The sequence below is a fragment of the Morganella sp. TYF_1 genome, assembly GCF_043105645.1.
Taxonomy (GTDB): domain Bacteria; phylum Pseudomonadota; class Gammaproteobacteria; order Enterobacterales; family Enterobacteriaceae; genus Morganella; species Morganella morganii_B.
The window spans coordinates 526,112-549,481 of sequence record NZ_JBICLU010000015.1 but is presented as its reverse complement, the minus strand read 5'-3'; the positions used below and the strand labels follow the sequence as shown (position 1 = coordinate 549,481).

At 53.4% G+C, this 23,370-nt stretch carries 21 protein-coding genes; 2 read left to right on the top strand and 19 right to left on the bottom strand.

Going from position 1 to position 23,370, the window contains the following annotated elements:
* Positions 1-57: 57 nt before the first annotated feature.
* The 12 genes from ACF8OF_RS07845 to trmJ all read right to left on the bottom strand — a co-directional run bounded on the left by ACF8OF_RS07845 (position 58) and on the right by trmJ (position 13,581).
* Positions 58-5,079 carry an MG2 domain-containing protein gene (locus ACF8OF_RS07845; protein WP_392496227.1) on the bottom strand — a complete coding sequence of 1,674 codons (5,022 nt, stop codon included), beginning with the start codon at positions 5,077-5,079 and terminating at the stop codon, positions 58-60.
* 141 nt (positions 5,080-5,220) lie between these two features.
* Complete coding sequence (locus ACF8OF_RS07840) at positions 5,221-5,643, bottom strand: enhanced serine sensitivity protein SseB C-terminal domain-containing protein (protein ID WP_279796194.1); 423 nt, start codon at positions 5,641-5,643, stop codon at positions 5,221-5,223.
* 103 nt (positions 5,644-5,746) lie between these two features.
* A complete protein-coding gene (gene pepB, locus ACF8OF_RS07835; protein ID WP_392496226.1) occupies positions 5,747-7,042 on the bottom strand; it encodes an aminopeptidase PepB in 1,296 nt (431 codons plus the stop codon).
* A 156-nt stretch (positions 7,043-7,198) separates the two neighbouring features.
* Positions 7,199-7,399 (bottom strand): Fe-S cluster assembly protein IscX, encoded by a 201-nt coding sequence (gene iscX, locus ACF8OF_RS07830; RefSeq protein WP_024473937.1) that lies wholly within the window; start codon positions 7,397-7,399, stop codon positions 7,199-7,201.
* Between the two features lie 15 nt (positions 7,400-7,414).
* Entirely contained in the window at positions 7,415-7,750 is a 336-nt protein-coding gene (fdx, locus tag ACF8OF_RS07825) for an ISC system 2Fe-2S type ferredoxin (RefSeq protein ID WP_046892506.1), read from the bottom strand.
* A 10-nt stretch (positions 7,751-7,760) separates the two neighbouring features.
* On the bottom strand, positions 7,761-9,608 hold the full coding sequence (gene hscA, locus ACF8OF_RS07820) for a Fe-S protein assembly chaperone HscA (RefSeq protein ID WP_392496225.1): 1,848 nt from the start codon (positions 9,606-9,608) through the stop codon (positions 7,761-7,763).
* A gap of 8 nt (positions 9,609-9,616) precedes the next feature.
* Positions 9,617-10,135: a co-chaperone HscB gene (gene hscB, locus ACF8OF_RS07815; protein ID WP_025152101.1), complete on the bottom strand. Its 519-nt coding sequence runs from the start codon at positions 10,133-10,135 to the stop codon at positions 9,617-9,619.
* A gap of 29 nt (positions 10,136-10,164) precedes the next feature.
* Positions 10,165-10,488, bottom strand: coding sequence for an iron-sulfur cluster assembly protein IscA (iscA, locus tag ACF8OF_RS07810; RefSeq protein ID WP_004236935.1), 324 nt, complete (start codon positions 10,486-10,488; stop codon positions 10,165-10,167).
* A 102-nt stretch (positions 10,489-10,590) separates the two neighbouring features.
* On the bottom strand, positions 10,591-10,977 hold the full coding sequence (gene iscU, locus ACF8OF_RS07805) for a Fe-S cluster assembly scaffold IscU (RefSeq protein WP_004236936.1): 387 nt from the start codon (positions 10,975-10,977) through the stop codon (positions 10,591-10,593).
* 25 nt (positions 10,978-11,002) lie between these two features.
* Positions 11,003-12,217, bottom strand: a complete 1,215-nt coding sequence (locus ACF8OF_RS07800; protein ID WP_262858828.1) for an IscS subfamily cysteine desulfurase — start codon at positions 12,215-12,217, stop codon at positions 11,003-11,005.
* A 50-nt stretch (positions 12,218-12,267) separates the two neighbouring features.
* Positions 12,268-12,759, bottom strand: coding sequence for a Fe-S cluster assembly transcriptional regulator IscR (iscR, locus tag ACF8OF_RS07795; protein WP_132275522.1), 492 nt, complete (start codon positions 12,757-12,759; stop codon positions 12,268-12,270).
* Positions 12,760-12,843: 84 nt separating this feature from the next.
* On the bottom strand, positions 12,844-13,581 hold the full coding sequence (trmJ, locus tag ACF8OF_RS07790; RefSeq protein ID WP_004241966.1) for a tRNA (cytosine(32)/uridine(32)-2'-O)-methyltransferase TrmJ: 738 nt from the start codon (positions 13,579-13,581) through the stop codon (positions 12,844-12,846).
* 119 nt (positions 13,582-13,700) lie between these two features.
* Between trmJ and suhB the strand changes: the two genes are divergently transcribed.
* Positions 13,701-14,504, top strand: coding sequence for an inositol-1-monophosphatase (suhB, locus tag ACF8OF_RS07785; protein WP_072871708.1), 804 nt, complete (start codon positions 13,701-13,703; stop codon positions 14,502-14,504).
* A 55-nt stretch (positions 14,505-14,559) separates the two neighbouring features.
* Here the strand turns inward: suhB and ACF8OF_RS07780 are convergent, their stop codons facing one another.
* Complete coding sequence (locus tag ACF8OF_RS07780) at positions 14,560-15,711, bottom strand: 3-phenylpropionate MFS transporter (protein ID WP_392496224.1); 1,152 nt, start codon at positions 15,709-15,711, stop codon at positions 14,560-14,562.
* A gap of 80 nt (positions 15,712-15,791) precedes the next feature.
* A complete protein-coding gene (gene glyA, locus ACF8OF_RS07775; protein WP_004236943.1) occupies positions 15,792-17,045 on the bottom strand; it encodes a serine hydroxymethyltransferase in 1,254 nt (417 codons plus the stop codon).
* Between the two features lie 370 nt (positions 17,046-17,415).
* On the opposite strand from glyA, the gene hmpA reads away from it, so the two are divergent.
* Positions 17,416-18,597 carry an NO-inducible flavohemoprotein gene (gene hmpA, locus ACF8OF_RS07770; protein WP_392496222.1) on the top strand — a complete coding sequence of 394 codons (1,182 nt, stop codon included), beginning with the start codon at positions 17,416-17,418 and terminating at the stop codon, positions 18,595-18,597.
* Between the two features lie 145 nt (positions 18,598-18,742).
* Here hmpA and ACF8OF_RS07765 read toward each other — a convergent pair whose 3' ends face one another.
* The 5 genes from ACF8OF_RS07765 to qseG all read right to left on the bottom strand — a co-directional run bounded on the left by ACF8OF_RS07765 (position 18,743) and on the right by qseG (position 23,369).
* Complete coding sequence (locus ACF8OF_RS07765; RefSeq protein WP_279796200.1) at positions 18,743-19,012, bottom strand: hypothetical protein; 270 nt, start codon at positions 19,010-19,012, stop codon at positions 18,743-18,745.
* Positions 19,013-19,106: 94 nt separating this feature from the next.
* Entirely contained in the window at positions 19,107-19,445 is a 339-nt protein-coding gene (gene glnB, locus ACF8OF_RS07760; RefSeq protein WP_004236946.1) for a nitrogen regulatory protein P-II, read from the bottom strand.
* 12 nt (positions 19,446-19,457) lie between these two features.
* Positions 19,458-21,080, bottom strand: a complete 1,623-nt coding sequence (locus tag ACF8OF_RS07755) for an NAD+ synthase (RefSeq protein WP_392496219.1) — start codon at positions 21,078-21,080, stop codon at positions 19,458-19,460.
* A 107-nt stretch (positions 21,081-21,187) separates the two neighbouring features.
* Positions 21,188-22,528, bottom strand: coding sequence for a two-component system response regulator GlrR (glrR, locus tag ACF8OF_RS07750; RefSeq protein ID WP_262858836.1), 1,341 nt, complete (start codon positions 22,526-22,528; stop codon positions 21,188-21,190).
* A 7-nt stretch (positions 22,529-22,535) separates the two neighbouring features.
* Positions 22,536-23,369 (bottom strand): two-component system QseEF-associated lipoprotein QseG, encoded by an 834-nt coding sequence (gene qseG / locus ACF8OF_RS07745; RefSeq protein ID WP_262882090.1) that lies wholly within the window; start codon positions 23,367-23,369, stop codon positions 22,536-22,538.
* Position 23,370: the final 1 nt, after the last annotated feature.

Here is a 23,370-nt window from a genome sequence, read left to right as displayed (position 1 = left end):
GGCATAAAACCTATTTTGCTGCCGCAGCCCGGAGGCTGCGGACAACAAACGGTACTGTTAACGAACCACTTCCAGTGTTGCCGGTGTCACACCGGTGGCGCGCCAGACCGGAATATACATCGATTCCACCTGCGGTGCCGGAACACTGTATTTACCCGGAGTGACCGCACGGGCCAGATAGACCAGCGTCACCGGACGGTACTCTTCCACCGCCACCTGGGAGACAAAGCGATCATCACGGTATTCGGTATGACGAATATTGGCCTGCTGCATATCCTGAATAGCTTCGGCCAGATTCGGCGCACTGTCAGCCAGACTTGCACTGGCTGCCGCCAGGTTCTGGTTTTCCAGCTCCAGACCGGCCGGTAACAGATCCACTACCAGCGCATCCGGCACGTTGCGGTCGGCCTGAATATCCAGACGGACAGCCACCAGATCACCGCTACTCAGGCGGTCAATGCTGATCGGGTTACCGTTCAGATCCATATACGTCCGCTTGATCTTCAGCACTTCAGATGACGGAGCCGGTGCCTGTAACGGATAGCCGGTGATATTGACACGACCAAACAGCTCTGCATCCCCGCGGTTAGCGACACTGATGCCGTTGTTCAGCTGTGCCGCTGTAAGAGTCTCACGCAGCGCGCTGTCACGGCTGACTGCCGGGGCCTGCCCGTTGATCAGGGCAGACCACGGTTTTTCGCTCTGATTAATGTACTGACGACCTGCCAGGTACAGCGCGTTGCTCTCCTGAGTGGAGAAGTAACGGTTATTCTGTATCTCTGCAGAAAGTGCCTGCAACTTGCCGTAACGCTGATCCGCATTGGAATCCGCCTCACTCAGCAGGGCAATAATCATGGCATCATCACGTATAGTGCTGCCGTAATCGCCGGTATAGACGCTGTCACGGTTTTTCATCACACCCAGACGGATGGCTTCATTACCGCGATCCGCATCACCCATTTTCTTCAGGGCGATACCCAACTGCACCAGTGCCAGTCCGCTTGCGGCATCATCACGGCGCTGATACACCTGGCGCAGTGCCCCGAGCGGCGCTTTCTGCTGCTGTGCCAGCACATAACCGGCATACGCCTGTACCGCGAAGCGCATCTGGTCGCTGTTGCCGTAATAGTTACTGCTGATCACCGAGCGATCCTGTAAATAGCGCAGCAGGCGGTTATTGGCATTGCTCAGCGCATCCGCCGGAACGTCAAACCCGCGCTGTCCGGCACGGAACAGGAAGTCAGTCGCATACGCGGTCAGCCACGGCTCTTCCGCACCGCTGTTATCCCACAGGGAGAAACTGCCGTCACTGCGCTGCATGCCGAGCAGATGCGGGATACCGGTCATCACTGCCTGGCGGCGTCCGGCATCAGTCTGGGTTTTAATGCCCAGTTTTTTCAGTTCCGCTTCAGAGGAGTACAGGGACGGATACAGCCCGCTCACGGTCTGTTCCAGACAGCCGTACGGATAGGCATAGAGTTCACGGATGTAACGCGAGATATCCAGCGGCGGACGGCTGGTCAGCGTCATTTCACCGGACACGGTATTGGCGTCCAGATAGCCGATCTGATCTGCCGGTAACGCCCATTCCCCGCTATTGCCGAGTGACATCGAGTAAGAAACGGTTTCAGCCGGATACGCCGGACGCACGCCGATTTTCCAGCTGTTTTTGTAGGTGTTGCTGCTGTCATCAGGAAGTTTCAGCCCTTTGACCGTCATAAACACCTCACCCTGACCAAAGCCGTTGGCGGCTTCAACCGGGACATTCACGGAAGTGCGCTGACCTTTCGCCAGCGTGACTTCTTTCTCTGCTGCCCCTTTGAGATGCACCATGCCGTCCGCGCTGAAATTCACGGTCAGATTCTGTGTTTCATCGGTCAGGTTGGTCAGATCCAGTGTCAGCTGCGAACGGTCACCGCCGGCCATAAAGCGCGGCAGCGCCATCTGGCTGATCACCGGTGCGGCAACAATCACTTTATTCTGCGCATGACCGAAATCTTCATCCGTCCAGGCTTGTGCCATCAGGCGCAGTTCGCCGTTGAAATCCGGAATCGACAGGGTAACGGTACCTTCACCCTGTGCATTCAGTTCCACCGGTGCCGCCTGCTGCGCGATAATCTGCACGTCGGTCAGCGGTTTCAGGCCGCCGCGATCGAGGTCATCACCGCCGTCGCCCCCGAACCGCAGTGTGCCGAGACGACCGCTGCCCTCAATCAGCTGACCATAGACATCATACTGATCCACACTGTAGCGCTTGCGACCGAAGAAGGCGTCATACGGATCCGGTGTTTTGTAGTCGGTGATATTGAGCACACCGGTATCCACAGCGGAAATCAGTACATTTACTTTTTCCGGTGCCGGTTTGCCGTCCTGTGCTTTCGCTTTGATTTTAACGGTCAGATCCTGATTCGGACGGATGCGGGCCGGAGTATCCAGTGTCACATCAATCTTACGGCCCGGGTCGGCCATCGGGATATGCAGAATACCGACCGCACGCTTGACGGTCGCCTGACGGGAGCTGTCCCCCGGACGGACAACCACCGCCGTCGCGTACAGGTCGTGACGTGTCCACGCTTTGTTCAGCGGGATTTCCACATCGGTGCCGCCTTCCGGCACATCCACTTCCTGCCACCACAGCGGGCCGTCACTGGATTCCAGCAGCACATAACCTTTACCGGCCTGCGGTGCGGTCACATTCAGTTTTACTTTATCACCGGCGTGATAATTTGGTTTATCCAGTTTCAGTTTCACCTGATCCGGACGAACCGCGCCGGTACCGCCGGTGTTATCCTGCCAGGAGTATCCGGCCCAGAAACGCACACTGCTGGTCAGCCCGGTGGACGGATCCACCACTTCCAGGCGGTATGCCCCCCAGGAGACCGGGACGGTCACTTTTGCGGTACCGTCTTTGGCAATACTGATTTTGTCATCAGACATTACGAGGTCTTTCTGATCATACCCGGATGACCAGCCTTCGGAGTCAGACCAGCGCCAGTAATAATCACGGCGCTCATAAATCAGACGCGCATTCAGATCATCTGCTTTTAACTTATTACCCTGACGGTCGGTATAGACAATTTCAAATTCAGCCAGTGAATCTTCATCCATACTGTACTGCGACACATATTTGTCAGTACGGTAGTCGTAAACCTCTTTTTTGGCGAAGAGCGGACGGATACCGGCCATTTTCGCCGCAGGCCATACCGCAACATCGGCACGGCGGGTCACCGGACGACCGCCGGTCTCCATCAGGCTTGCCTGGAGGATCAATTTAAACGGCGATTTCACCTCTTTCCAGTAATCATTACTGATGGTGAATGCCAGCTCACCGCCGTCATCCATGGTTTCGTCGAATTCATCCAGGGTGCGGGTCAGGCTCGCTTCCTGAATGTCACCGAATTCAAAGCCCGGCAGTTTGGCGGACGCTTCACGATCCGGGCGCATAAACAGCTGTCCGGTCAGCTGATTACCGGCAGCAGGCGCACCATAGAGATAATGACCTTCAATCTCAAAGTCGGCAGACTGCTGTGTGGTGATCGGCTGTTTGTCAGTTTTGATTTCCATTGCCATACGCTCAGGCATGAAATCTTCCACATTGACGCTGTAGAAGCGCGGCGTGTTATCCCCGAGATCAAAACGCAGTGTCAGCTTACCGGTTTCAATGTTTTCCGGAATCGCATACTGATACTGATAAAGACCGTTTTCCGGCTGCCAGACGAAGGTGGAGGCTACCTGTCCGTCGTTTTTCAGCACATCCACTTTGACAGGCTGATCTTTCACCGGATGGCCGTCACCGTCACGCAGCAGGCCGTTGATCACCAGGGTTTCCCCCGGACGATACAGATCACGCGGACCAAAGACGAAGAATTGTTTTGCATAACCCTGCGGACCGGCGATATCAAACTCTGCCAGGTCAAGCGCCGGGTTTTTCAGGTCGATCATACTGGTCTGGCCGTTATTAATCGCCAGTAACAGCGCGGCATCCGCCCCGCGATCCAGTTTGGCATGACCGCTGCTGTCGGTTTCTGCTTTGCTGAGAAGCTGACCTTTGCTGTCGAGCAGACGGATTTCCACGCCTTTCAGCGCGCTGCCTTTCGCCAGCGACTGCGTAAAGACATCCAGCTCATTCAGGTAGCTGTGCATGGACACGCCGATATCACTCAGGGTAAAGAGTGTGGCAGGCATGGTGTAGCTGTAGCGCCCGGCCTGCTGCATCACCGCCAGATACACGCCCTCTTCCTGTAACGGCTTGATATCCTTCAGCGGGATCTGCATATTTTCGCGGGTGTTTTTCTGCGGATTGAGATCAAAACGCCCGGTATAGACCAGATCAGTGTTATTCAGCAGGTCATCCGAATTCCAGTACTGGAGATTGTTGCCGTACTGCCAGCTTGCGAGGAAAGAGGCCAGGGAATCCGGTTTGATGCGGTAGAAATTAACATCAATACTGTCCACGTTCAGCGCGAATACCGGTAATCCCTGTAAGACATCTGCCGGGAACAGTGAGCCGCGGCTGGCAAAGCCGACACTCGGCACCACATCCGCAGTGGTCAGTTTTAAATCGTAACCGTTAACCAGTGTGCGCTCATTGATACCGCGCACGCCGCGATCGATACTCAGCTGCAATTCCCGTGACGGCGGCAGATGGCGCATGCGCAGTTCCATCAGATTATCCGACAGCTCCCAGGCACCTTCCAGCTTACCGTTTTTCACGTCCACCAGACGGGCAAACTGACTGAAATCCTGGTTCGGATCCAGCGGAACGGAGAAGGTCACCACCATCGCATTTGCGCCGTCGAGCTGGATCTCAGAGGCGTCGATGATAGTCACATCTTTCCCGGCATAGCGCTTGCTCAGCTCTGCCAGTGATGCAGCATCCTGTGTTTTTTTCGCAGACGGGGAGGAAACAGATGAGGAAGACGGGTTTTCTTTATTATTAGCCGGCGTGCTGTCATTACTGCCCGCCGCCGTGGTGTTACTGCCGGTGTCATCACAACCTATGAGCGCCAGCGCTGAAGCAAGCAGCACTGCAATGCAGCGTTTTTTGCCGGGAGCCTGTCCTGCAATCGGAGAACGCATAATCAATCCTTTCTGGTGAGCCCGGAAAACGGGCACTTGTTCGGTATTATTTCACGAAGTGTAAACAAAGCCTAAACAAGCGTATAGTGCATTATTCTGAATATATGCACTATACATATTCACCATCCGGATAAATTATTGTTACGCTTCTGTTACCGGAATGGCATTGCGCAGCCAGCCACCAAGGCGGCGCTGATAAAATGCCTGAATGTGTTGTGTAAGGAAGTGTGTCAGCCCGTCATTCTCATCCGGGTTTAAAAGACAAAAATCAATATGTTCCCCGTCAGCGAGGTGCTCCATCGCAGCCTCTGCCGCCTGACGGATCACGGTATCCGCATCCTGTTCTTCGCTGAGTTCCAGCACAATCAGCAATACCGGTTCATCCGCGACAGTATTGTTTTTTTCGGCTGCCATTACCCAAAATGCACGGCGCACCGGTTTGTGCTGTTTAAACACACCGGTCAGTGCATCAAGCACCGCATCCGGTTTGTTCTCCGGCACACTCAGCAGCAGTGCGCTGCCCTGTTCAATCATTACTTCCTGTACCGGGAGTGTATCCGCCATTACAGAACTCCTTATTTCAGCATCTGTCTTCTTAAATATCACAGAAAAACGGTCACATGTTTATGTGACCGTTTTACCGCAGAATCAGCAGGGCAATGCCCGGTTACTGTCCGGCTTTTTTCAGCAGCAGTGCCGCCACGGTGCGTACACCATAGCCGGTGGCTCCCGCAGACCATAAGTCTGACGGTGCTTTGCGGTAAGTGGCTGAGCAGTCAATGTGCAGCCAGTTTTTGCGGTAATCTTCCACAAAGTGAGACAGGAATGCCGCTGCGGTACTTGCCCCGGCAGTATTCGGTGCCCCGGTGTTGCTCAGATCAGCAAAGGAGGACGGCATCTGACGGCGGTGGAATTCTGCCAGCGGCAGACGCCAGAACATCTCTTTTTCCTGATCAGCGGCTGACATCAGTTCATTGTACAGCGCATCATCGAAGCTCATCACCGCGTGATAGTCGTTACCGACGGCTGTTTTCGCCGCCCCGGTCAGGGTCGCTGCATCGATGATAAACCCGGCGTTATCTTTGTCCGCTTCAATCAGACCATCCGCCAGTACCAGGCGCCCTTCCGCATCGGTATTCATGATTTCAACGGATTTACCGTTGCTGTAACGGATAATATCACCCAGTTTGAAGGCATTACCGCTCACCAGGTTATCCGCGATACACAGGTACAGTTTGACGCGCTTTTGCAGGCCGCGGCTGATAGCCATTGCCAGTGCGCCGGTCAGGGTGGCAGCACCGCCCATATCGGATTTCATGGAGTCCATGGAAGAAGACGGTTTCAGGCTGTAGCCGCCGGAATCAAAGGTGATCCCTTTACCGACCAGGCTGGCAAACACCGGTGCGTTTTCCTGTTTGCCCGGATTGTAATCCAGCGCCAGCAGTACCGGCGGACGTACAGAACCACGACCGACAGTATGGATCCCCATATAGCCCTGCTCGCGTAAATCGTCCCCTTTGATGATACGATAACTGACAGAATTGCAGGAAACGCCGCACAGCAGATCAACCGCACGCTGCGCCAGCTGTTCCGGGCTCAGTTCTTCCGCCGGGGTGTTAATGATATCGCGTACCCAGTCAATGATACGGATACGGTGTTCCAGTTCGGTTTTATCCGCTTCAGGTAATTCCGGCCATTCAATCGAGCGTGCGCCTTTCGGACCACGGAAGCCCTGCCAGAAGGCCCAGCTGGTTTCCAGATCCCAGTTGCTGCCGCTCAGCACCACATTGCGGATGCCCTGACCGTCGATTTTGCGGCCCGCGCTCTGCACGGCGCACAGCATCCCTTTACGGCTTAAATGAACCGTCATTCCTTTGTCAGTCGCGCTGACCAGGGCTTTTTCTCCCCACGCCGGAGAAGCAGGTTCATACGATAAGGTTACAGGCATGATGAGTTGCGTCATTTCGTTCTCTCTTTTGACTTTTAGACTGCCGTAACAGTCAGATTTTTTTGAGGAATGCACGGCGTGCCGGTCTGCACAGGAGGCGGTAACAGCATACGCGCATCAGAGACCGCACGCTAACACAATTGTGCGGCCTGATGCGCGTAACAAAAGACATCATTCAAATTCGTCGAGCCAGACTAACAAAATTGCTTCTAACACTTTTTCGTTAGATTTTTCAGGTGCATCGTCAAATTCGTCCAGTTCGCAGATCCACTGGTGCATATCGGTGAAACGCACCGTTTTCGGATCCGTGTCCGGGTACAGATCATACAGTGCTTCGCCGATTTCACGGCTGTCCTGCCATTTCAGTCCCATTTCAGGCTCCTTTAATCAGTGCTCACGCGCGTGGTTGATGGTGTATTTCGGAATTTCCACCACCAGGTCTTCATCCGCGACTTTCGCCTGGCAGCTCAGACGGCTTTCCGGCTCCAGTCCCCAGGCTTTGTCCAGCATGTCATCTTCCAGCTCACTGCTCTCTTCCAGGGAGTCAAACCCTTCGCGGACGATACAGTGGCAGGTGGTGCAGGCACATGATTTCTCACAGGCATGTTCAATTTCGATACCGTTACGCAGGGCAACATCCAGAATTGACTCACCTTCATTTGCGTCGTATACCGCACCTTCAGGGCATAATGACTCATGCGGTAAAAAAACAATCTTAGGCATAATCTTCCCGTTATATCTCATCCACAGAGTGGCCCGCGAGTGCCTTGCGGACAGAATTGTCCATCCGGCGTGCCGCGAATACCTGTGTTTGCTTGTCCAGTTGTTTAATTGCGTTTTCAATGGCGGCTGGTGAGTCGCCTTCAACGCTCTCAATAAGCACGCCGACTGCCGCATCAATAGCCGCATTTTCGTCGTCGCTCAGTAAATTGCCATCCTCTGAAAGTGCCTGGGTCAGGCTCTCCAGCAGGCGGGCAGCTTCCACTTTTTGTTCCGCCAGACGGCGGGTGGATAAATCATTTTCTGCGTTTTCGAGTGAATCTTTGATCATCCCGGCGATATCGGTATCGCTCAGGCCGTAAGACGGTTTTATCTGGACGGAGGCCTGCACACCGGTGGATTTCTCCAGTGCGCTGACACTCAGCAGCCCGTCCGCATCCACCTGGAAGGTGACGCGGATATGGGCGTTACCGGCGGCCATCGGCGGGATACCGCGCAGGGTGAAACGCGCCAGGGAACGGCAGTCGCTGACCATTTCCCGCTCGCCCTGCAGCACATGAATGGTCATGGCGGTCTGGCCGTCTTTAAAGGTGGTAAATTCCTGGGCACGGGCTGCCGGAATGGTGGTATTGCGCGGAATGACTTTTTCCACCAGGCCACCCATGGTTTCCAGCCCCAGCGAGAGCGGGATCACATCCAGCAACAGCATGTCACTGTCCGGTTTGTTACCGGCCAGAATATCCGCCTGAATGGCCGCACCGATAGCAACCACTTTATCCGGGTCAATCGACGTCAGCGGCTCTTTGCTGAAGAACTCACCGACCAGCTCACGCACCAGCGGTACGCGGGTTGACCCGCCAACCATCACCACTTCGCGGACTTCATCCTGATCCGTTCCCGCATCTTTCAGGGCACGGCGGCAGGTCATCAGGGTTTTTCTGACCAACGGACGGATGAGTTCCTCAAACATGTCACGGGTCAGTACACCTTGCCAGCCATCCAGTGTAATTGTGGTTTGTGCGGCATCGGACAGTGCAATTTTAGCTTCCGCCGCCGCGTTTAATACTTCGCGGTGCTGCGAATGCCCCTGCGACTGAATGCCGCGTTGTTCATAAATCCAGTCAGCGATCAGGTTATCGAAATCATCGCCGCCGAGCGCGGTATCACCGCCGGTCGCCAGCACTTCAAACACACCACGGCTCAGACGCAGCACAGAGATATCAAACGTACCGCCGCCGAGATCATAAACCGCAATCACCCCTTCCTGACCGGAATCCAGTCCGTAGGCGATCGCTGCCGCTGTCGGCTCATTCAGCAGACGCAACACGTGTAACCCGGCAAGACGGGCGGCATCTTTGGTGCCCTGACGCTGCGCATCATCGAAATACGCGGGGACGGTGATCACCACGCCATCCAGTTCACCGCCGAGGGTTTCCTGCGCGCGCTGTGCCAGCACGGACAGAATATCCGCCGAAACACGGACAGGATCTGTCAATCCGGCTGCTGTGCGGATGATTGGCAGGCCGTTTTCGCCTGCCTGTAACTGATACGGTAAATCAGGGTAGCGCTGCGTGATATCGGTCAGTGAGCGTCCCATCATGCGTTTGACAGAGATAATGGTATTCTGAGGATCTGCCGCTGCGTTTGCACGGGCATCCCAGCCGACCAGGCGGCTGTCCGCGCTGTACTGCACGACAGAAGGCAGTAAATAACGCCCTTCGTGGTCGGGCAGCACGTCTGTTTCACCACTGCGCACAGTGGCGACCAGTGAATGAGTGGTGCCTAAATCAATACCCGCAGCAAGGCGGCGCTGATGCGGGGCGGGAGCCTGTCCCGGTTCGCTGATTTGTAACAGTGCCATATTTTCCCCTAGAAACTGTCGAGCAAACGTTCTTCAAGATTTTCAATTTGTTGCGTCAGTTTACTTAAAAATCGTAATTTACGCACGCTGTCCGCCGCAGCGGCCCACTCTTCGTCATCCAGCTGACGAATCATCTCTGCCATCCGGGTTTTTGTCATTTTAGTGATAGTGGCAGCAAAACCGGCCAGTGCATCACTGTCCTGTTTCTGTTCAATGATATCGAGGGCTTCGCGCAGCTCCAGCTGCTCCATCAGAAATGCGGTATCATGCATTGTGTGCTGTTCATTATTGATATCAATATCATGTAACAGCAGCATATATTCCGCGCGTTTCAGGGGATGTTTCAGGGACTGGTAGGCGTCATTGATGGTCGCGGCCATCGTCAGTGCCTGCGCTTGTTCTTTCGCATCACCGGCAGCAAATCTGTCCGGGTGATACTGGCGCTGCAAATCCTGATAACGACCGGCAAGTACCTGTGTGTCAAGGTCATAACGCACAGGCAGGCTGAACAGGGAAAAATAGTTCATCGTGTTCTCTTCGCGGATAAATGGATCAGTTAAACGTGGAAACTCTCGCCGCAGCCGCATTCGCTGTTGACGTTCGGGTTATTGAATTTAAACCCTTCGTTTAACCCTTCCTTCACGAAATCCACTTCCGTACCGTCAAGATAAACAATACTTTTTCCGTCGATGATCACTTTTACGCCGTGATCTTCAAAGACGACATCATCTTCATTAATGACATCGGCAAATTCAAGTACGTAAGCCATACCAGAGCAACCGGAGGTTCTCACGCCTAACCGCAGACCTACTCCTTTACCACGGTTTGCCAGAAAACTGGTGACCCGGTTTGCCGCACTTTCTGTAAGAGAAACGGACATTACACACCTCGCTCTATAAACCAGTATGGCGGATGACCGATGAGATCAGTATCCGCCATTATTTTATTGTTTTACCTGCTGCATATCAGCAGCGGCGGGCTATTAGTTGCCCCGGCGTTTACTTTTGTAATCCGCAATTGCTGCTTTGATCGCATCTTCAGCCAGAATCGAGCAGTGAATTTTCACCGGTGGTAATTCCAGTTCTTCCGCAATCGCGGTATTTTTGATGGCTTCTGCTTCATCCAGGGTCTTCCCTTTCATCCACTCAGTCACCAGTGAGCTTGACGCAATCGCCGAGCCGCAGCCGTAGGTTTTGAAACGCGCGTCTTCAATCACGCCGTTATCGTCAACTTTGATCTGTAACTTCATCACGTCACCACAGGCCGGTGCCCCCACCATGCCGCTGCCGACAGTCGGGTCTTCGTTGTCGAATGAGCCGACGTTGCGCGGGTTTTCGTAGTGATCGATTACTTTATCGCTATAAGCCATTGTTTATACTCCTGAAACCGTCTGATTAGTGGTGTGACCATTCAATGCTGTTAATATCAACACCTTGCTTGTGCATTTCCCACAGCGGGGAAAGATCGCGCAGGCGGCCAATTGCGTTATGGATAAGTTTGATAGCATAGTCAATCTCTTCCTCTGTCGTGAAACGACCCAGAGAGAAGCGGATTGAGCTGTGCGCCAGTTCGTCGGTCATACCCAGGGCACGCAGAACATAAGACGGCTCCAGGCTGGCGGACGTACAGGCAGAACCGGATGATACCGCGAGGTCTTTCAGCGCCATCATCAGGGATTCACCCTCAACATAGTTGAAACTGACGTTAAGAATATTCGGTGCGGAATGCTCCGGGCAACCGTTCAGATAGGTTTCTTCGATATCTTTGATACCGTTCCACAGACGCATACGCAGTGCGGACAGACGCTCAGCTTCCGCGGCCATCTCTTCTTTGGCGATACGGTAAGCTTCACCCATACCGACAATCTGATGCACTGCCAGAGTACCTGAACGCATACCGCGCTCGTGACCACCACCGTGCATCTGCGCTTCAATGCGGATACGCGGCTTGCGGCGGACATACAGTGCGCCGATACCCATCGGGCCGTAAATCTTATGGCCGGAGAAGGACATCAGATCCACTTTCAGTTTGCTTAAATCAACCGGGACTTTACCGACGCTCTGGGTGGCATCCACATGGAAAATGATCCCTTTGCTGCGGCACAGTTCACCGATAGCGCCGATATCCTGAATCACACCAATTTCGTTATTCACATGCATGACGGAAACTAAAATGGTGTCCTCACGCATTGCGGCTTCGAGTTCAGCCAGGTCGATCAGGCCATTACGCTGCGGCGCAAGATAGGTCACTTCAAACCCTTCGCGCTCTAACTGACGGCAGGTATCGAGTACCGCTTTGTGCTCAGTTTTACAGGTAATAATGTGCTTGCCTTTTTTCTCATAGAATTTGGCAGCCCCTTTGATCGCCAGGTTGTCAGACTCGGTGGCACCGGAAGTAAACACAATTTCACGCGGATCAGCACCGACCAGATCAGCAATCTGGTTACGGGCAATATCGACGGCCTCTTCGGCCTGCCAGCCAAAGCGGTGGGAACGTGACGCCGGGTTGCCGAAGATGCCGTCCATTGTGAGGCATTGCATCATTTTTTCAGCAACACGCGGATCAACCGGGGTGGTTGCTGAGTAATCTAAATAAATCGGTAATTTCATCGCTCAATTGCTCCATGAACTACGGTTGCGTTGTTAACGCAGGTTTCTGCTTATGCTTGCAGATTGATAATCGTTTCGTTAATTGCCAGATTATGTGCACGACGTTTATCATCCTGGCGATCAGCAACATCAATCACTTCTTTATGATTTACTAACTCTTCCAGACTGATACTGCTTAGGAAATCAGTAATACGGTCACTCAGGTCACGCCACAGCGCGTGTGTCAGACAGCGGTCACCGCCCTGACAGCCTTCCCGGGTTCCCTGACAGCGGGTCGCATCAACGGATTCATCGACGGCTGAGATGACCTGAGCAATGAAAATCTCACCGGCACCGCGTGCCAGAAGATACCCGCCGCCCGGCCCGCGAACGCTGGAAACCAGCTCGTTTTTACGCAGACGGGAGAAGAGTTGCTCAAGATAAGAGAGAGAGATACCCTGACGTTCAGAAATGTCAGCCAGTGGTACGGGCCCCTCATGGGAGTGCAGCGCTACGTCGAGCATAGCGGTTACCGCATAGCGCCCTTTTGATGTCAGTCTCATAACCGGATCCCCGTGATAAATGGTGAAGAAATTGTGTCATTCCTGAGTAATTTAGTCAACTATTTAACCCAGTAATTTACTCAACTATTTTTTCGCCCATTTCTCAACAGAAGTCAGGATACCCCGCAGGATATTCAGCTCCTGTGTTTCCGGATGCGCGCGGGTAAATAAGCGGCGCAGACGGTTCATAATCTGACCCGGATGTGCTTTGCGGATAAAACCGGATTCATTGAGAACCGATTCCAGATGCGTGTAAAACCGCTCCATATCATCCGCCGGCGGATAGTGTACCTCATCTGCCTCATCATTATTTGCCGGTTCGCTCTCATTCTGAGAGGCAAGAAATGCCATCCGGATCTCATAACTGACCAGTTGCACCGCCATCGCCAGGTTCAGAGAACCGTATTCCGGGTTGGTCGGAATATAAAGATGGTAATTACACTTCTGTAATTCATCGTTGGTCAGCCCGACCCGTTCACGGCCGAAAATAATCGCGACCGGTGCGGTCTGTGCGATTTTAACACTTTTTTCCCCGCATTCACGCGGTTCAACCATCGGCCACGGCAGTGTACGTGACCGGGCGCTGGTGCCAATCACCAGTTCACAACCGGCAATCGCCTCATCCAGGGTGCTGACAATCTTTGCATTGCCGATAACGTCACTGGCACCGGCAGACAGCGCGATGGCGTGAGAGTCCGGCTGTACCTGCGGATTAACCAGATAAAGGTTGGATAACCCCATTGTTTTCATCGCCCGCGCAGCGGAGCCCATATTGCCTGTATGTGAGGTTTCCACCAGGACGATTCGGATATTTTCGGACATAACACACTTTCTTTGAGAAATTATCGCAATATCTTAACACAAGAATAGTCAGATTGACGATCACCTGTTATACTCTGCCGCGTTTATTTTCGTTCTTTAACATCCCGGTGGACAACCCCATGCATCCGATGCTTACCATCGCCATACGTGCTGCACGTAAGGCCGGCAACCTGATTGCCAAACACTATGAAATGCCTGACACTGTTGAGACTACTCAGAAAGGTTCCAATGACTTTGTGACCAACGTGGATCGCGAAGCCGAGCAGATGATTATCGAGATCATCCGCAAATCTTATCCGAAGCACACTATTATCTCCGAAGAGTGCGGTGAGTTACTCGGTGAAGAACATGATATGCAATGGGTGATTGATCCCCTGGATGGCACCACCAACTTCGTCAAACGTCTCCCGCACTTCGCGGTATCTATCGCATTCCGTATCAAAGGCCGCACTGAAGTGGCGGTTGTTTACGATCCGATGCGTAACGAATTATTCTCTGCGGTCCGTGGTCAGGGCGCACAGTTAAACGGCTACCGTCTGCGCGGCGCCACTGCACGTGATCTCGACGGCGCGGTACTGGCGACCGGCTTCCCGTTCAAAGCCAAACACCACGCTGATACCTATATCAAAATCCTCGGCAAACTGTTCACCCGCTGTTCAGATTTCCGCCGCACCGGCTCTGCCGCACTGGATCTGGCGTATCTCGCTGCCGGCCGTGTGGACGGTTTCTTTGAAATCGGCCTGAAACCATGGGATTTCCTCGGCGGTGAACTGCTGGTCCGTGAAGCGGGCGGTATCGTTACTGATTTCACCGGTGATCACCGTTATATCGACAGCGGTAACATCGTTGCAGGCAGCCCGCGCGTGGTCCGCGAACTGCTGGCAGAAATGCGTGATGAGCTGACTGAGTCACTGAAACGCTGATTCTGTTCCGCCAGATGTGAAAAAGGGTTATGACTTTCGTCATAACCCTTTTTTATTATGCGTTTTCAGGGGTCTGCGGCCGGACTTTCGGGCGCAGGAACAGCGCAGGAACCACCGTCAGCGCCATCAGATAAAATATGCCGCCGTGGATATCCTCATACAGATATCCCGCCACCAGCGTCATCACCGCAATCGCCCCGCCCATTGCCAGTGCGGAATACGCCGCCTGTAACGGAATGATTTCCGTGGATTTGCGCGCACCGATAAAACGCATCGCCGCCAGATGGCATACAGTATAGGTGCCGCTGTGCAGGATCTGCGCCACAATCAGCACCGGCAGCGCCGCCGACATGCCCAGCAGTGACCAGCGCAGAATACCGCAGATACCGGAAAGCAGTAACAAGCTGGCCGCACTCCAGCGGCGGAACAGTTTATTACTGAAGGTAAAGACAATGACTTCCGCCACTACGCCCAGTGACCAGAGATAACCAATCGCGGCATCAGAATAGCCGACTTTCTGCCAGTAAATCACACTGAAACCGTAATAAGCGGCATGTGCCCCCTGTAACAGACTCACACACAGCAGAAAACGAACAACGACATTATCTTTCAGCAGAACACGGAAACTCACCTGCGGCCCGCGCTGTTTCATTTCCCCGGACGGCATAATGCGCGGACGCAGCAGCGACGTCAGCAGCAGAGTTCCGGTACTGACCACTAATGCTGCCAGGATCACCTCATGCTTCCAGATATCCATCAGCATCCCGGTAACCGAGGTGGCAATGATAAAGGCCACTGAACCCCAGACACGGATCGAGCCGTAGTCCATCGGGAACTGTTTTTGCCAGGTCGCGGCAAGGGAATCCCCCAGCGGGATCATCGGGGAGAAAAAGAGGTTAAATCCGGCCATGACAAAGAAGAGCCAGAGCCAGTGCGAGCCGAAATAAAACGCCACCGCGAACAGAAAAGCGCAGAGCGCCATCAGCCTCAGGGCAAAAATCAGCCGTGACGGGTCTTTAAACAGCGGTGTGATAAACAGGCTGCCAACGAAACGCGCCACCAGCCCCACACTGAGCAGCATACCGACCGTTGCCACATCATGCCCTTCACCTTTCAGCCATGCGCCCCAGTAGGGAAGAAAAATCCCGTAGGAAAAAAAATACGTAAAATAATCAAGCGCCAGCCAGAGCGATGACGGAACAAACATCTGCCTCTCCTTTCAGGAATACAAAAAACCCGCTCGCGGCGAACGAAGCGGGTTTTGGTTACATCAGATTGGTAACGCGATTATGCGTAAACCGGATATTTCGCGCAGATAGCCAGAACTTTTTGTTTCACAGCTTCAATGGTCGCTTCATCATTGAGGTTATCTAACACGTCACACATCCAGCCGGCCAGTTCACGGGCTTCTGCTTCTTTGAAGCCGCGGCGGGTGATCGCCGGGGAACCGACACGGATACCGGAGGTCACAAACGGGCTCTTCGGATCGTTCGGCACACTGTTTTTGTTGACAGTGATGTTTGCACGGCCCAGTGCCGCATCCGCATCTTTACCGGTGATGTCTTTATCGACCAGATCCACCAGGAACAGATGGTTCTCAGTACCGCCGGACACCACTTTATAACCACGGTTCAGGAAGACTTCAACCATTGCTTTGGCATTTTTCACAACCTGGACCTGATTTGCTTTAAATTCAGGCTCCATTGCTTCTTTTAACGCCACTGCTTTACCGGCGATAACGTGCATCAGCGGGCCACCCTGGTTGCCCGGGAATACGGCTGAGTTCAGTTTTTTGTACAGATCTTCATCACCGCCTTTTGCGAGGATCATCCCGCCGCGCGGACCCGCCAGGGTTTTGTGCGTGGTGGTGGTGACAACGTGAGCATGCGGAACCGGGTTAGGATAAACACCCGCAGCAACCAGACCGGCTACGTGGGCCATATCAACAAACAGGTAAGCACCGATGCTGTCAGCGATTTCGCGCATTTTCGCCCAGTCAACCACACCGGAATAAGCAGAGAAGCCGCCGATGATCATTTTCGGCTGATGTTTTTTCGCCTGTTCAGCGACATCGTCATAATCGATTTTACCGGCAGAATCGATACCGTAAGGGACGATATTGTACAGTTTACCGGAGAAGTTTACCGGAGAGCCGTGAGTCAGGTGACCGCCTTCCGCTAAATTCATCCCTAATACAGTATCGCCCGGTGACAGCAGTGCGGAGTACACTGCAACGTTAGCCTGGGAGCCTGAGTGCGGCTGAACGTTGGCATAATCTGCGCCGAACAGTTCTTTTGCACGGTCAATCGCCAGTTGTTCCACGATATCCACATATTCGCAGCCGCCGTAGTAGCGTTTGCCCGGATATCCTTCCGCATATTTGTTGGTGAGCTGGGAGCCCTGAGCTTCCATAACGCGCGGGCTGGTGTAGTTCTCAGAGGCAATTAATTCAATGTGCTCTTCCTGACGACGATCTTCGTCTTTCATCGCCTGCCAGAGTTGTGGGTCGTAATCTGCAATATTCATTTCACGCTTTAACATTCGCTTCTCCTGACTCGCCTGATGCCGATAAAAAAACACCCCTTTCCGGGGACGAATGCCCTACAGTGTAAACCCTTTTTCTGAATTGAGATAGCCCCGGAAACAAAAAATACGCAAACGATTGCATGTCGGTAAAATCAGGTAATTAGCATACTTATTATTTTATAAGAATATCCTGTCCATCGGACACAATACCGGATTTGTGATCCCCCCTTACCCACGCTCACTGATCAATTTCGCTATTTTCAGCGGATTTTCAGAAACAGCAGAAAAATTTGCGCTTTACAAATTCTGCCCTGTATTATAAGTTGCATAAAAAATGCATGTTATAAATTTCACACTGATGTGATGCTTTTTCAGGAGCCCTGCTATGCTCGATGCACAAACTATCGCCACCGTAAAATCCACTGCCCCGCTGATTGCCGCCACCGGCCCGAAACTGACCGCCCATTTTTATGACCGTATGTTTCGTCAGCATCCGGAATTAAAAGATATCTTCACCATGAGCCACCAGCAGAATGGTGCGCAGCGTGAAGCGTTGTTTAATGCGGTCTGCGCCTATGCCATGAATATTGATAACCTCGGCGCACTGGGCGCGGTAGTGGAAAAAATTGCCAATAAACATGCCAGTCTGATGATCAAACCTGAGCATTACCCGATTGTCGGGGAAAACCTGCTGGCCACCATTGAAGAGTTACTCAATCCGGGTGAAGAAGTGCTGACCGCCTGGGGTAAAGCGTATGGCGTACTGGCAGATATCTTTATTCAGCGTGAAGCCGGGTTATATCAGGAAAAAGCGGCGTCACAGGGCGGATGGGAAGGTCTGCGTGAATTCCGCGTGATCCGCAAACAGCCACAGAGTGAACTTATCACCAGTTTTGAACTGGCACCGGTTGATGGCAAGCCTGTCGCGGATTACCGTCCGGGGCAGTATATCAGTGTCTATATCAATGACGAGGCGCTGGAAAATCAGGAGATCCGCCAGTACTCTCTGACACAGGCACCGGACGGTAAAACCTACCGGATTGCGGTCAAACGTGAGGACAAAGGCACGATTTCCGGCTGGCTGCACGCCAATGTGCAGGAAGGTGATGTGATCAGACTAACGCCGCCGCTGGGGGATTTTTTCCTGGAGGCAGAAAAAGAAACGCCGGTGGTTCTGATTTCCGCCGGTGTCGGCTTAACACCAATGATGGCTATGCTGCAAACACTCGCCGCACAACAGCATCCGGCGGACGTAACCTGGCTGCATGCGGCAGAGCACGGCGGTGTGCATGCCTTTGCGGAGGAAGTAAACCGGTTTGGTGCTCAGCTGCCGGCGTTCAGCCAGACCGTCTGGTACAGAGAGCCGCGTGCTGATGAAGCGCATCCGCACCTGACCGGGCTGATGGATTTAACCGCTCAGCAGGATATCCTGCTCAGTAAAACCCGCCATTATTACCTGTGCGGCCCGGTGGCCTTTATGCAGCACATTGCGCGTCAGCTGACCGCAATGGGCGTCAGTGCAGACCAGATCCATTATGAATGTTTCGGTCCGCACAAAGTTTTATAATCGCGACAGAACAACAATAACAACACGCTGAGTATTCAGCGTATGTGCTGAAGTAAATGCACATTTGAGTAACAGTGACATAACCGCCGAATTTATATCTATCCCATCCTTTCGCCCGGTTCACTGTTACTCTTTTTTTTATCTGTCAGTTCTTATACCGTGCCCGGTTCGCACATTTTTTGACTGCCTGTGAGAAATACATCACCTTGGCTGAATTAATACACGTTTCCAGCTCGTCACGTTCTTCTTTATTTAAATTCATCCCGGAAACCTGCGCAAACAGCGCCGGCAATTCATGCTGACCGGGGTCTTTCAGTGCTGACTGCAGAATAATAATACCGGCCATCACCAGCATAATCACCACCGCACATACCGCAACGATCCATTGTATTACCCGCACATGTATTGCCCGCACTGCCTTCTCCTTTTGCTGACAGATAAAAAAATCCGGCGGTGTCAGAAATAACAGCCGCCGGATAAGTATGATTTGCAGGGATGCTCAGCAGAACTCAGATAGCATCTTCATCCTGTTCCCCGGTACGGATCCGGACAACCTGTGCCACATCGAACACAAAGATTTTACCGTCACCGATTTTGCCGGTCTGCGCCGTCTGCATAATGGTTTCCACGCAGGTTTCCAGAATGTCATCGGCGACAACAATTTCAATTTTCACCTTCGGCAGAAAATCCACCATATATTCCGCGCCGCGGTACAGTTCGGTATGCCCTTTCTGACGACCGAACCCCTTCACCTCTGTTACGGTCATCCCGGTGATCCCGACTTCAGCCAGGGCTTCGCGGACATCATCGAGTTTAAACGGCTTAATAATTGCCTCAATCTTTTTCATTGTCAGATCCTGTTACCAATTTTTGCGGCCAAACCCGGATGTAATCGGGTAACGGCGATCTTTGCCAAAGTTCCGGGCGGTAATGCGCGGTCCTACCGGTGACTGGCGGCGTTTGTATTCATTAATATCCACCAGCCGGATAACCTTGCGGACCACCGCTTCATCAAACCCGGCGGCGATCAATTCATCGGCGGACATGTCTTTTTCAACATATCCTGCCAGCAGAGCGTCAAGGATGTCATACGGCGGTAGACTGTCCTGATCCAGCTGACCCGGCGCCAGTTCTGCTGACGGCGGACGGGTAATAACCCGCTCCGGAATCGCCGGAGAGAGTGTGTTGCGGTATCTTGCCAGTTCAAACACCATGGTTTTCGGCACATCTTTCAGGACGTTAAAGCCCCCGGCCATATCCCCGTACAATGTGGAGTAACCGACAGCGCACTCGCTTTTATTACTGGTGGTCAGCACAATGCGGCGGCGTTTATTGGACATCGCCATCAGGATCACCGCCCGGCAACGCGCCTGTAAATTCTCTTCGGTAGTATCCACCGGCGTTCCGGCGAATTTCGGTGCCAGTTCGTGCATAAAGGCGTCAAACATCGGCTCAATCGACACCACATCAAATTCCACCCCCAGCAGCTCTGCCTGCTCACGGGCATCGTGGATGCTGATATCGGAGGTGTAGCGGAACGGCATCATCACCGCCTGCACTTTATCTCTGCCCAGTGCATCCGCGGCAATCGCAACGGTCAGGCCGGAGTCTATCCCGCCGGACAGACCCAGCAGCGCCCCCTGAAAACCGTTTTTGCGGACATAATCCCGTGTCGCCAGCACCAGCCCCTGATAAACCTGAGCCAGAACAGACAATGACGGTGCCGGATCCGCCATCGGCGTGATCGTTAAATCCGTAAACTGACACTGCGCGATTTGCTCTGAAAACGCCGCAAGACGATGCGTTACACTGCCATCTGCGGCGAAAACTGCAGAATCACCATCAAAAATCAGCTCATCCTGGCCGCCGACCTGGTTGAGATAGACCAGCGGCAGCCCGGTACGGCGGCAGTGCGCCTGTATCAGTACATCCCGGGTATCAATTTTATCAGTGGAATACGGTGACGCATTCAGTGTCAGAATGATTTCCGCACCCGCCGCTTTCAGGGCATCCACCGGGCCGTCAGTCCAGATATCCTCACAAATGAGTAACCCGAGGCGATAACCGCGAAAATCGATTACACAGGTTTCTGTCCCTGCCGTAAACCAGCGTTTTTCATCAAACACACCGTAGTTCGGCAGTTCCTGTTTGAAATAGCGTGCGCGGAGTGCCCCTTTCTCAAAGAACGAGAGGGCATTATAGATGTGACCGTTTTCCTGCCACGGGTGCCCCACCAGCACAGCACAGTCACCGCTGGCCTGTTGGATCAGGGTGAGGCTCTGCACTATCCGCTGATGAAAATCAGGACGGAAAACCAGGTCTTCCGGTGAATACCCGGACAATGCCAGTTCGGAAAACATGACCAGATCAGCCCCTGCCGCCCGCTGTTCCGCCATGGTTTTCAGAATACGTTCACCATTGCCTTCGATATCTCCGACCAGAAAATTCAGTTGGGCCAGGGCGATATTAAGTGTACGACGCATAAAATCCTGTTCTCCCGGGATAGATCTCACCGTATGTAAAAATTAATAATAAAACAGCTAATAATGAAGATGATAGCAAAATGTGCCGGTTCGCACCGATTCTTTGCTTATTCTTTAAAGTCGGCCGCATCCAGCTCATGCCGGGACAGTAATTTATAGAACTCTGTCCGGTTACGCCCCGCCAGACGGGCTGCATTGGTCACGTTACCTTTGGTCATCTGGAGAAGTTTGCGTAAATAGTTGAGTTCAAACTGGTTACGGGCCTCCGCAAAGGTCGGCAATGCCGTGTTTTCCCCTTCCAGCGCCTGTGTCACCAGCGCCTCACTGATCACCGGTACGGTAGACAGCGCCACGCACTGCTCGATAACGTTCAGCAGCTGACGGACGTTGCCCGGCCAGCTCGCGCCCATCAGGCATTTCATGGCATCCGGAGAGAAGCTGCGGACAAACGGCTTATGTTTTTTCGCCGCTTCGCGCAGAATATGATTGGCCAGCAGCGGGATATCTTCCGCCCGCTCATGGAGTGTCGGAATTTTCAGGTTAACCACATTGAGGCGGTAGTAGAGATCTTCACGGAATTCGTGTTTTTCCATCGCCTTGGGTAAATCGCGGTGTGTCGCGGAAATGACGCGGACATCAATATCAATGTCGCGGTTACTGCCGAGCGGGCGCACTTTGCGCTCCTGGAGAACACGCAGCAGCTTGACCTGCAGCGGCATCGGCATATCCCCGATTTCGTCGAGGAACAGTGTGCCGCTCTCTGCCGCCTGAAACAGCCCTTCCCGGCTGCTCACCGCACCGGTAAAAGCCCCTTTGGCATGACCGAACAGCTCTGATTCCAGCAGCTGTTCCGGCAGCGCGCCGCAGTTAATGGCAATAAAGGGCTTTTTCGCTCTCGGGCTGGCTTTGTGAATGGCCTGTGCCAGTACCTCTTTCCCGGTACCGCTCTGGCCGTTGATCAGCACACTGACATCGGATTGCGCCACCATACGCGCCTGTTCCAACAGACGCAGCATCAGCGGACTGCGGGTCACAATGCTCTCACACCAGGATTCATCACTGACCGTGGTGGTGGAGAGGGCCAGCGCATCGTCAATCGCTTTATATAACGCATCGCGATCCACCGGTTTGGTCAGAAAACTGAACACGCCCTCACGGGTGGCAGCCACCGCATCCGGAATGGAGCCGTGGGCCGTCAGGATGATCACCGGCATACCGGAATGGGTTTTCTGGATCTCGGCAAACAGTGCCATACCGTCCATTTCATCCATCCTCAGGTCGCTGATAACCAGATCGATTTTTTCTTTATTGAGTACCTTCAGCGCGTCAGGGCCGCTTTCTGCCGTTGATACCCGGAAACCTTCACTGCTCAGGCGCATGCCCAGCAGTTTCAGTAAGCCCGGATCATCATCAACCAATAATAAGTTTGCGCTGCGGCGTACTGTCATGCCGGGGTTACTCCTTTTTATCCTGTGCCGGTTTGGTTTCTGCGGCTTTCGGTTCTGCCGGTTTAGTTTCTGCCGGTTTAACATCAGCAGGTTTAGCTTCTGCCGGTTTGGCTTCCGCCGGTTTAACATCAGCAGGTTTGGCTTCCGCCGGTTTCGGCTCTGCCGTACCTGCCGCCTCTTCTAATGCCTCGCGGCGCTCTTCGAGGGTACTTTCCAGTTCCGTATCCGCTTTGGTCGGTTGTTTACGACCGGCCAGCTGGCGCTCGATGTTGCTCAGGTTTTCCAGCTTGCGGGTAGTATTCTGCAGTTCAAACTGCAGCCGGGCATTGACCGCACGCAGCTGATCAATCCGGCCGTCAGTATCACTCTGCAGGCGGCGGTAACGCTGGCGTTCATCACTCAGTGTAATCGCCTGTTTCAGCTGAGCACGCCACAGGGTCATCAGCGGGCGCAGTGATACCGGGAACCCGGTACTGTAAGTATTCAGGGTCTCAAGCACCTTACGTTTATCACTGGCCGGGCTGCCGGTGTTATTGAGTAAAATACTCTGGCGCAGCGCGGAATCCCAACTGTCCGGGGTGATTTTTCCCGCCATAATGCGGGCCGTATCACTGCTGAGCAAATCAGCGCAATCCATCATCCGCAGCCAGTAAAGCGCATTTTCTGTCGCAGCCGCAGAGTTGAGTTCCCAGATAGCGTGACAATCCGCAATCCGGTAATCTGTTGTCCGCTCCTGCGGCAGGACGACAGACGCCAGCGCGGAAAGATCCGGCGGCGTTGCGGTTTTTACACAACCGGCCAGCAACAGCGGGACGGCGGCAATCAGGGACTTAAATGTCATT

Excerpts from the sequence above, each read along its gene's own strand:
- iscX (WP_024473937.1), bottom strand. The coding sequence starts at position 7,399 with ATGGGACTGAAATGGCAGGACAGCCGTGAAATCGGCGAAGCACTGTAT.
- hmpA (WP_392496222.1), top strand. The coding sequence starts at position 17,416 with ATGCTCGATGCACAAACTATCGCCACCGTAAAATCCACTGCCCCGCTG.
- iscU (WP_004236936.1), bottom strand. The coding sequence starts at position 10,977 with ATGGCTTATAGCGATAAAGTAATCGATCACTACGAAAACCCGCGCAAC.
- ACF8OF_RS07780 (WP_392496224.1), bottom strand. The coding sequence starts at position 15,711 with ATGTTTGTTCCGTCATCGCTCTGGCTGGCGCTTGATTATTTTACGTAT.
- fdx (WP_046892506.1), bottom strand. The coding sequence starts at position 7,750 with ATGCCTAAGATTGTTTTTTTACCGCATGAGTCATTATGCCCTGAAGGT.
- ACF8OF_RS07800 (WP_262858828.1), bottom strand. The coding sequence starts at position 12,217 with ATGAAATTACCGATTTATTTAGATTACTCAGCAACCACCCCGGTTGAT.
- ACF8OF_RS07840 (WP_279796194.1), bottom strand. The coding sequence starts at position 5,643 with ATGGCGGATACACTCCCGGTACAGGAAGTAATGATTGAACAGGGCAGC.
- hscA (WP_392496225.1), bottom strand. The coding sequence starts at position 9,608 with ATGGCACTGTTACAAATCAGCGAACCGGGACAGGCTCCCGCCCCGCAT.
- hscB (WP_025152101.1), bottom strand. The coding sequence starts at position 10,135 with ATGAACTATTTTTCCCTGTTCAGCCTGCCTGTGCGTTATGACCTTGAC.
- ACF8OF_RS07755 (WP_392496219.1), bottom strand. The coding sequence starts at position 21,080 with ATGCGTCGTACACTTAATATCGCCCTGGCCCAACTGAATTTTCTGGTC.
- iscR (WP_132275522.1), bottom strand. The coding sequence starts at position 12,759 with ATGAGACTGACATCAAAAGGGCGCTATGCGGTAACCGCTATGCTCGAC.
- qseG (WP_262882090.1), bottom strand. The coding sequence starts at position 23,369 with ATGACATTTAAGTCCCTGATTGCCGCCGTCCCGCTGTTGCTGGCCGGT.
- iscA (WP_004236935.1), bottom strand. The coding sequence starts at position 10,488 with ATGTCCGTTTCTCTTACAGAAAGTGCGGCAAACCGGGTCACCAGTTTT.
- ACF8OF_RS07845 (WP_392496227.1), bottom strand. The coding sequence starts at position 5,079 with ATGCGTTCTCCGATTGCAGGACAGGCTCCCGGCAAAAAACGCTGCATT.
- suhB (WP_072871708.1), top strand. The coding sequence starts at position 13,701 with ATGCATCCGATGCTTACCATCGCCATACGTGCTGCACGTAAGGCCGGC.
- glyA (WP_004236943.1), bottom strand. The coding sequence starts at position 17,045 with ATGTTAAAGCGTGAAATGAATATTGCAGATTACGACCCACAACTCTGG.
- pepB (WP_392496226.1), bottom strand. The coding sequence starts at position 7,042 with ATGACGCAACTCATCATGCCTGTAACCTTATCGTATGAACCTGCTTCT.
- glnB (WP_004236946.1), bottom strand. The coding sequence starts at position 19,445 with ATGAAAAAGATTGAGGCAATTATTAAGCCGTTTAAACTCGATGATGTC.
- glrR (WP_262858836.1), bottom strand. The coding sequence starts at position 22,528 with ATGACAGTACGCCGCAGCGCAAACTTATTATTGGTTGATGATGATCCG.
- trmJ (WP_004241966.1), bottom strand. The coding sequence starts at position 13,581 with ATGTCCGAAAATATCCGAATCGTCCTGGTGGAAACCTCACATACAGGC.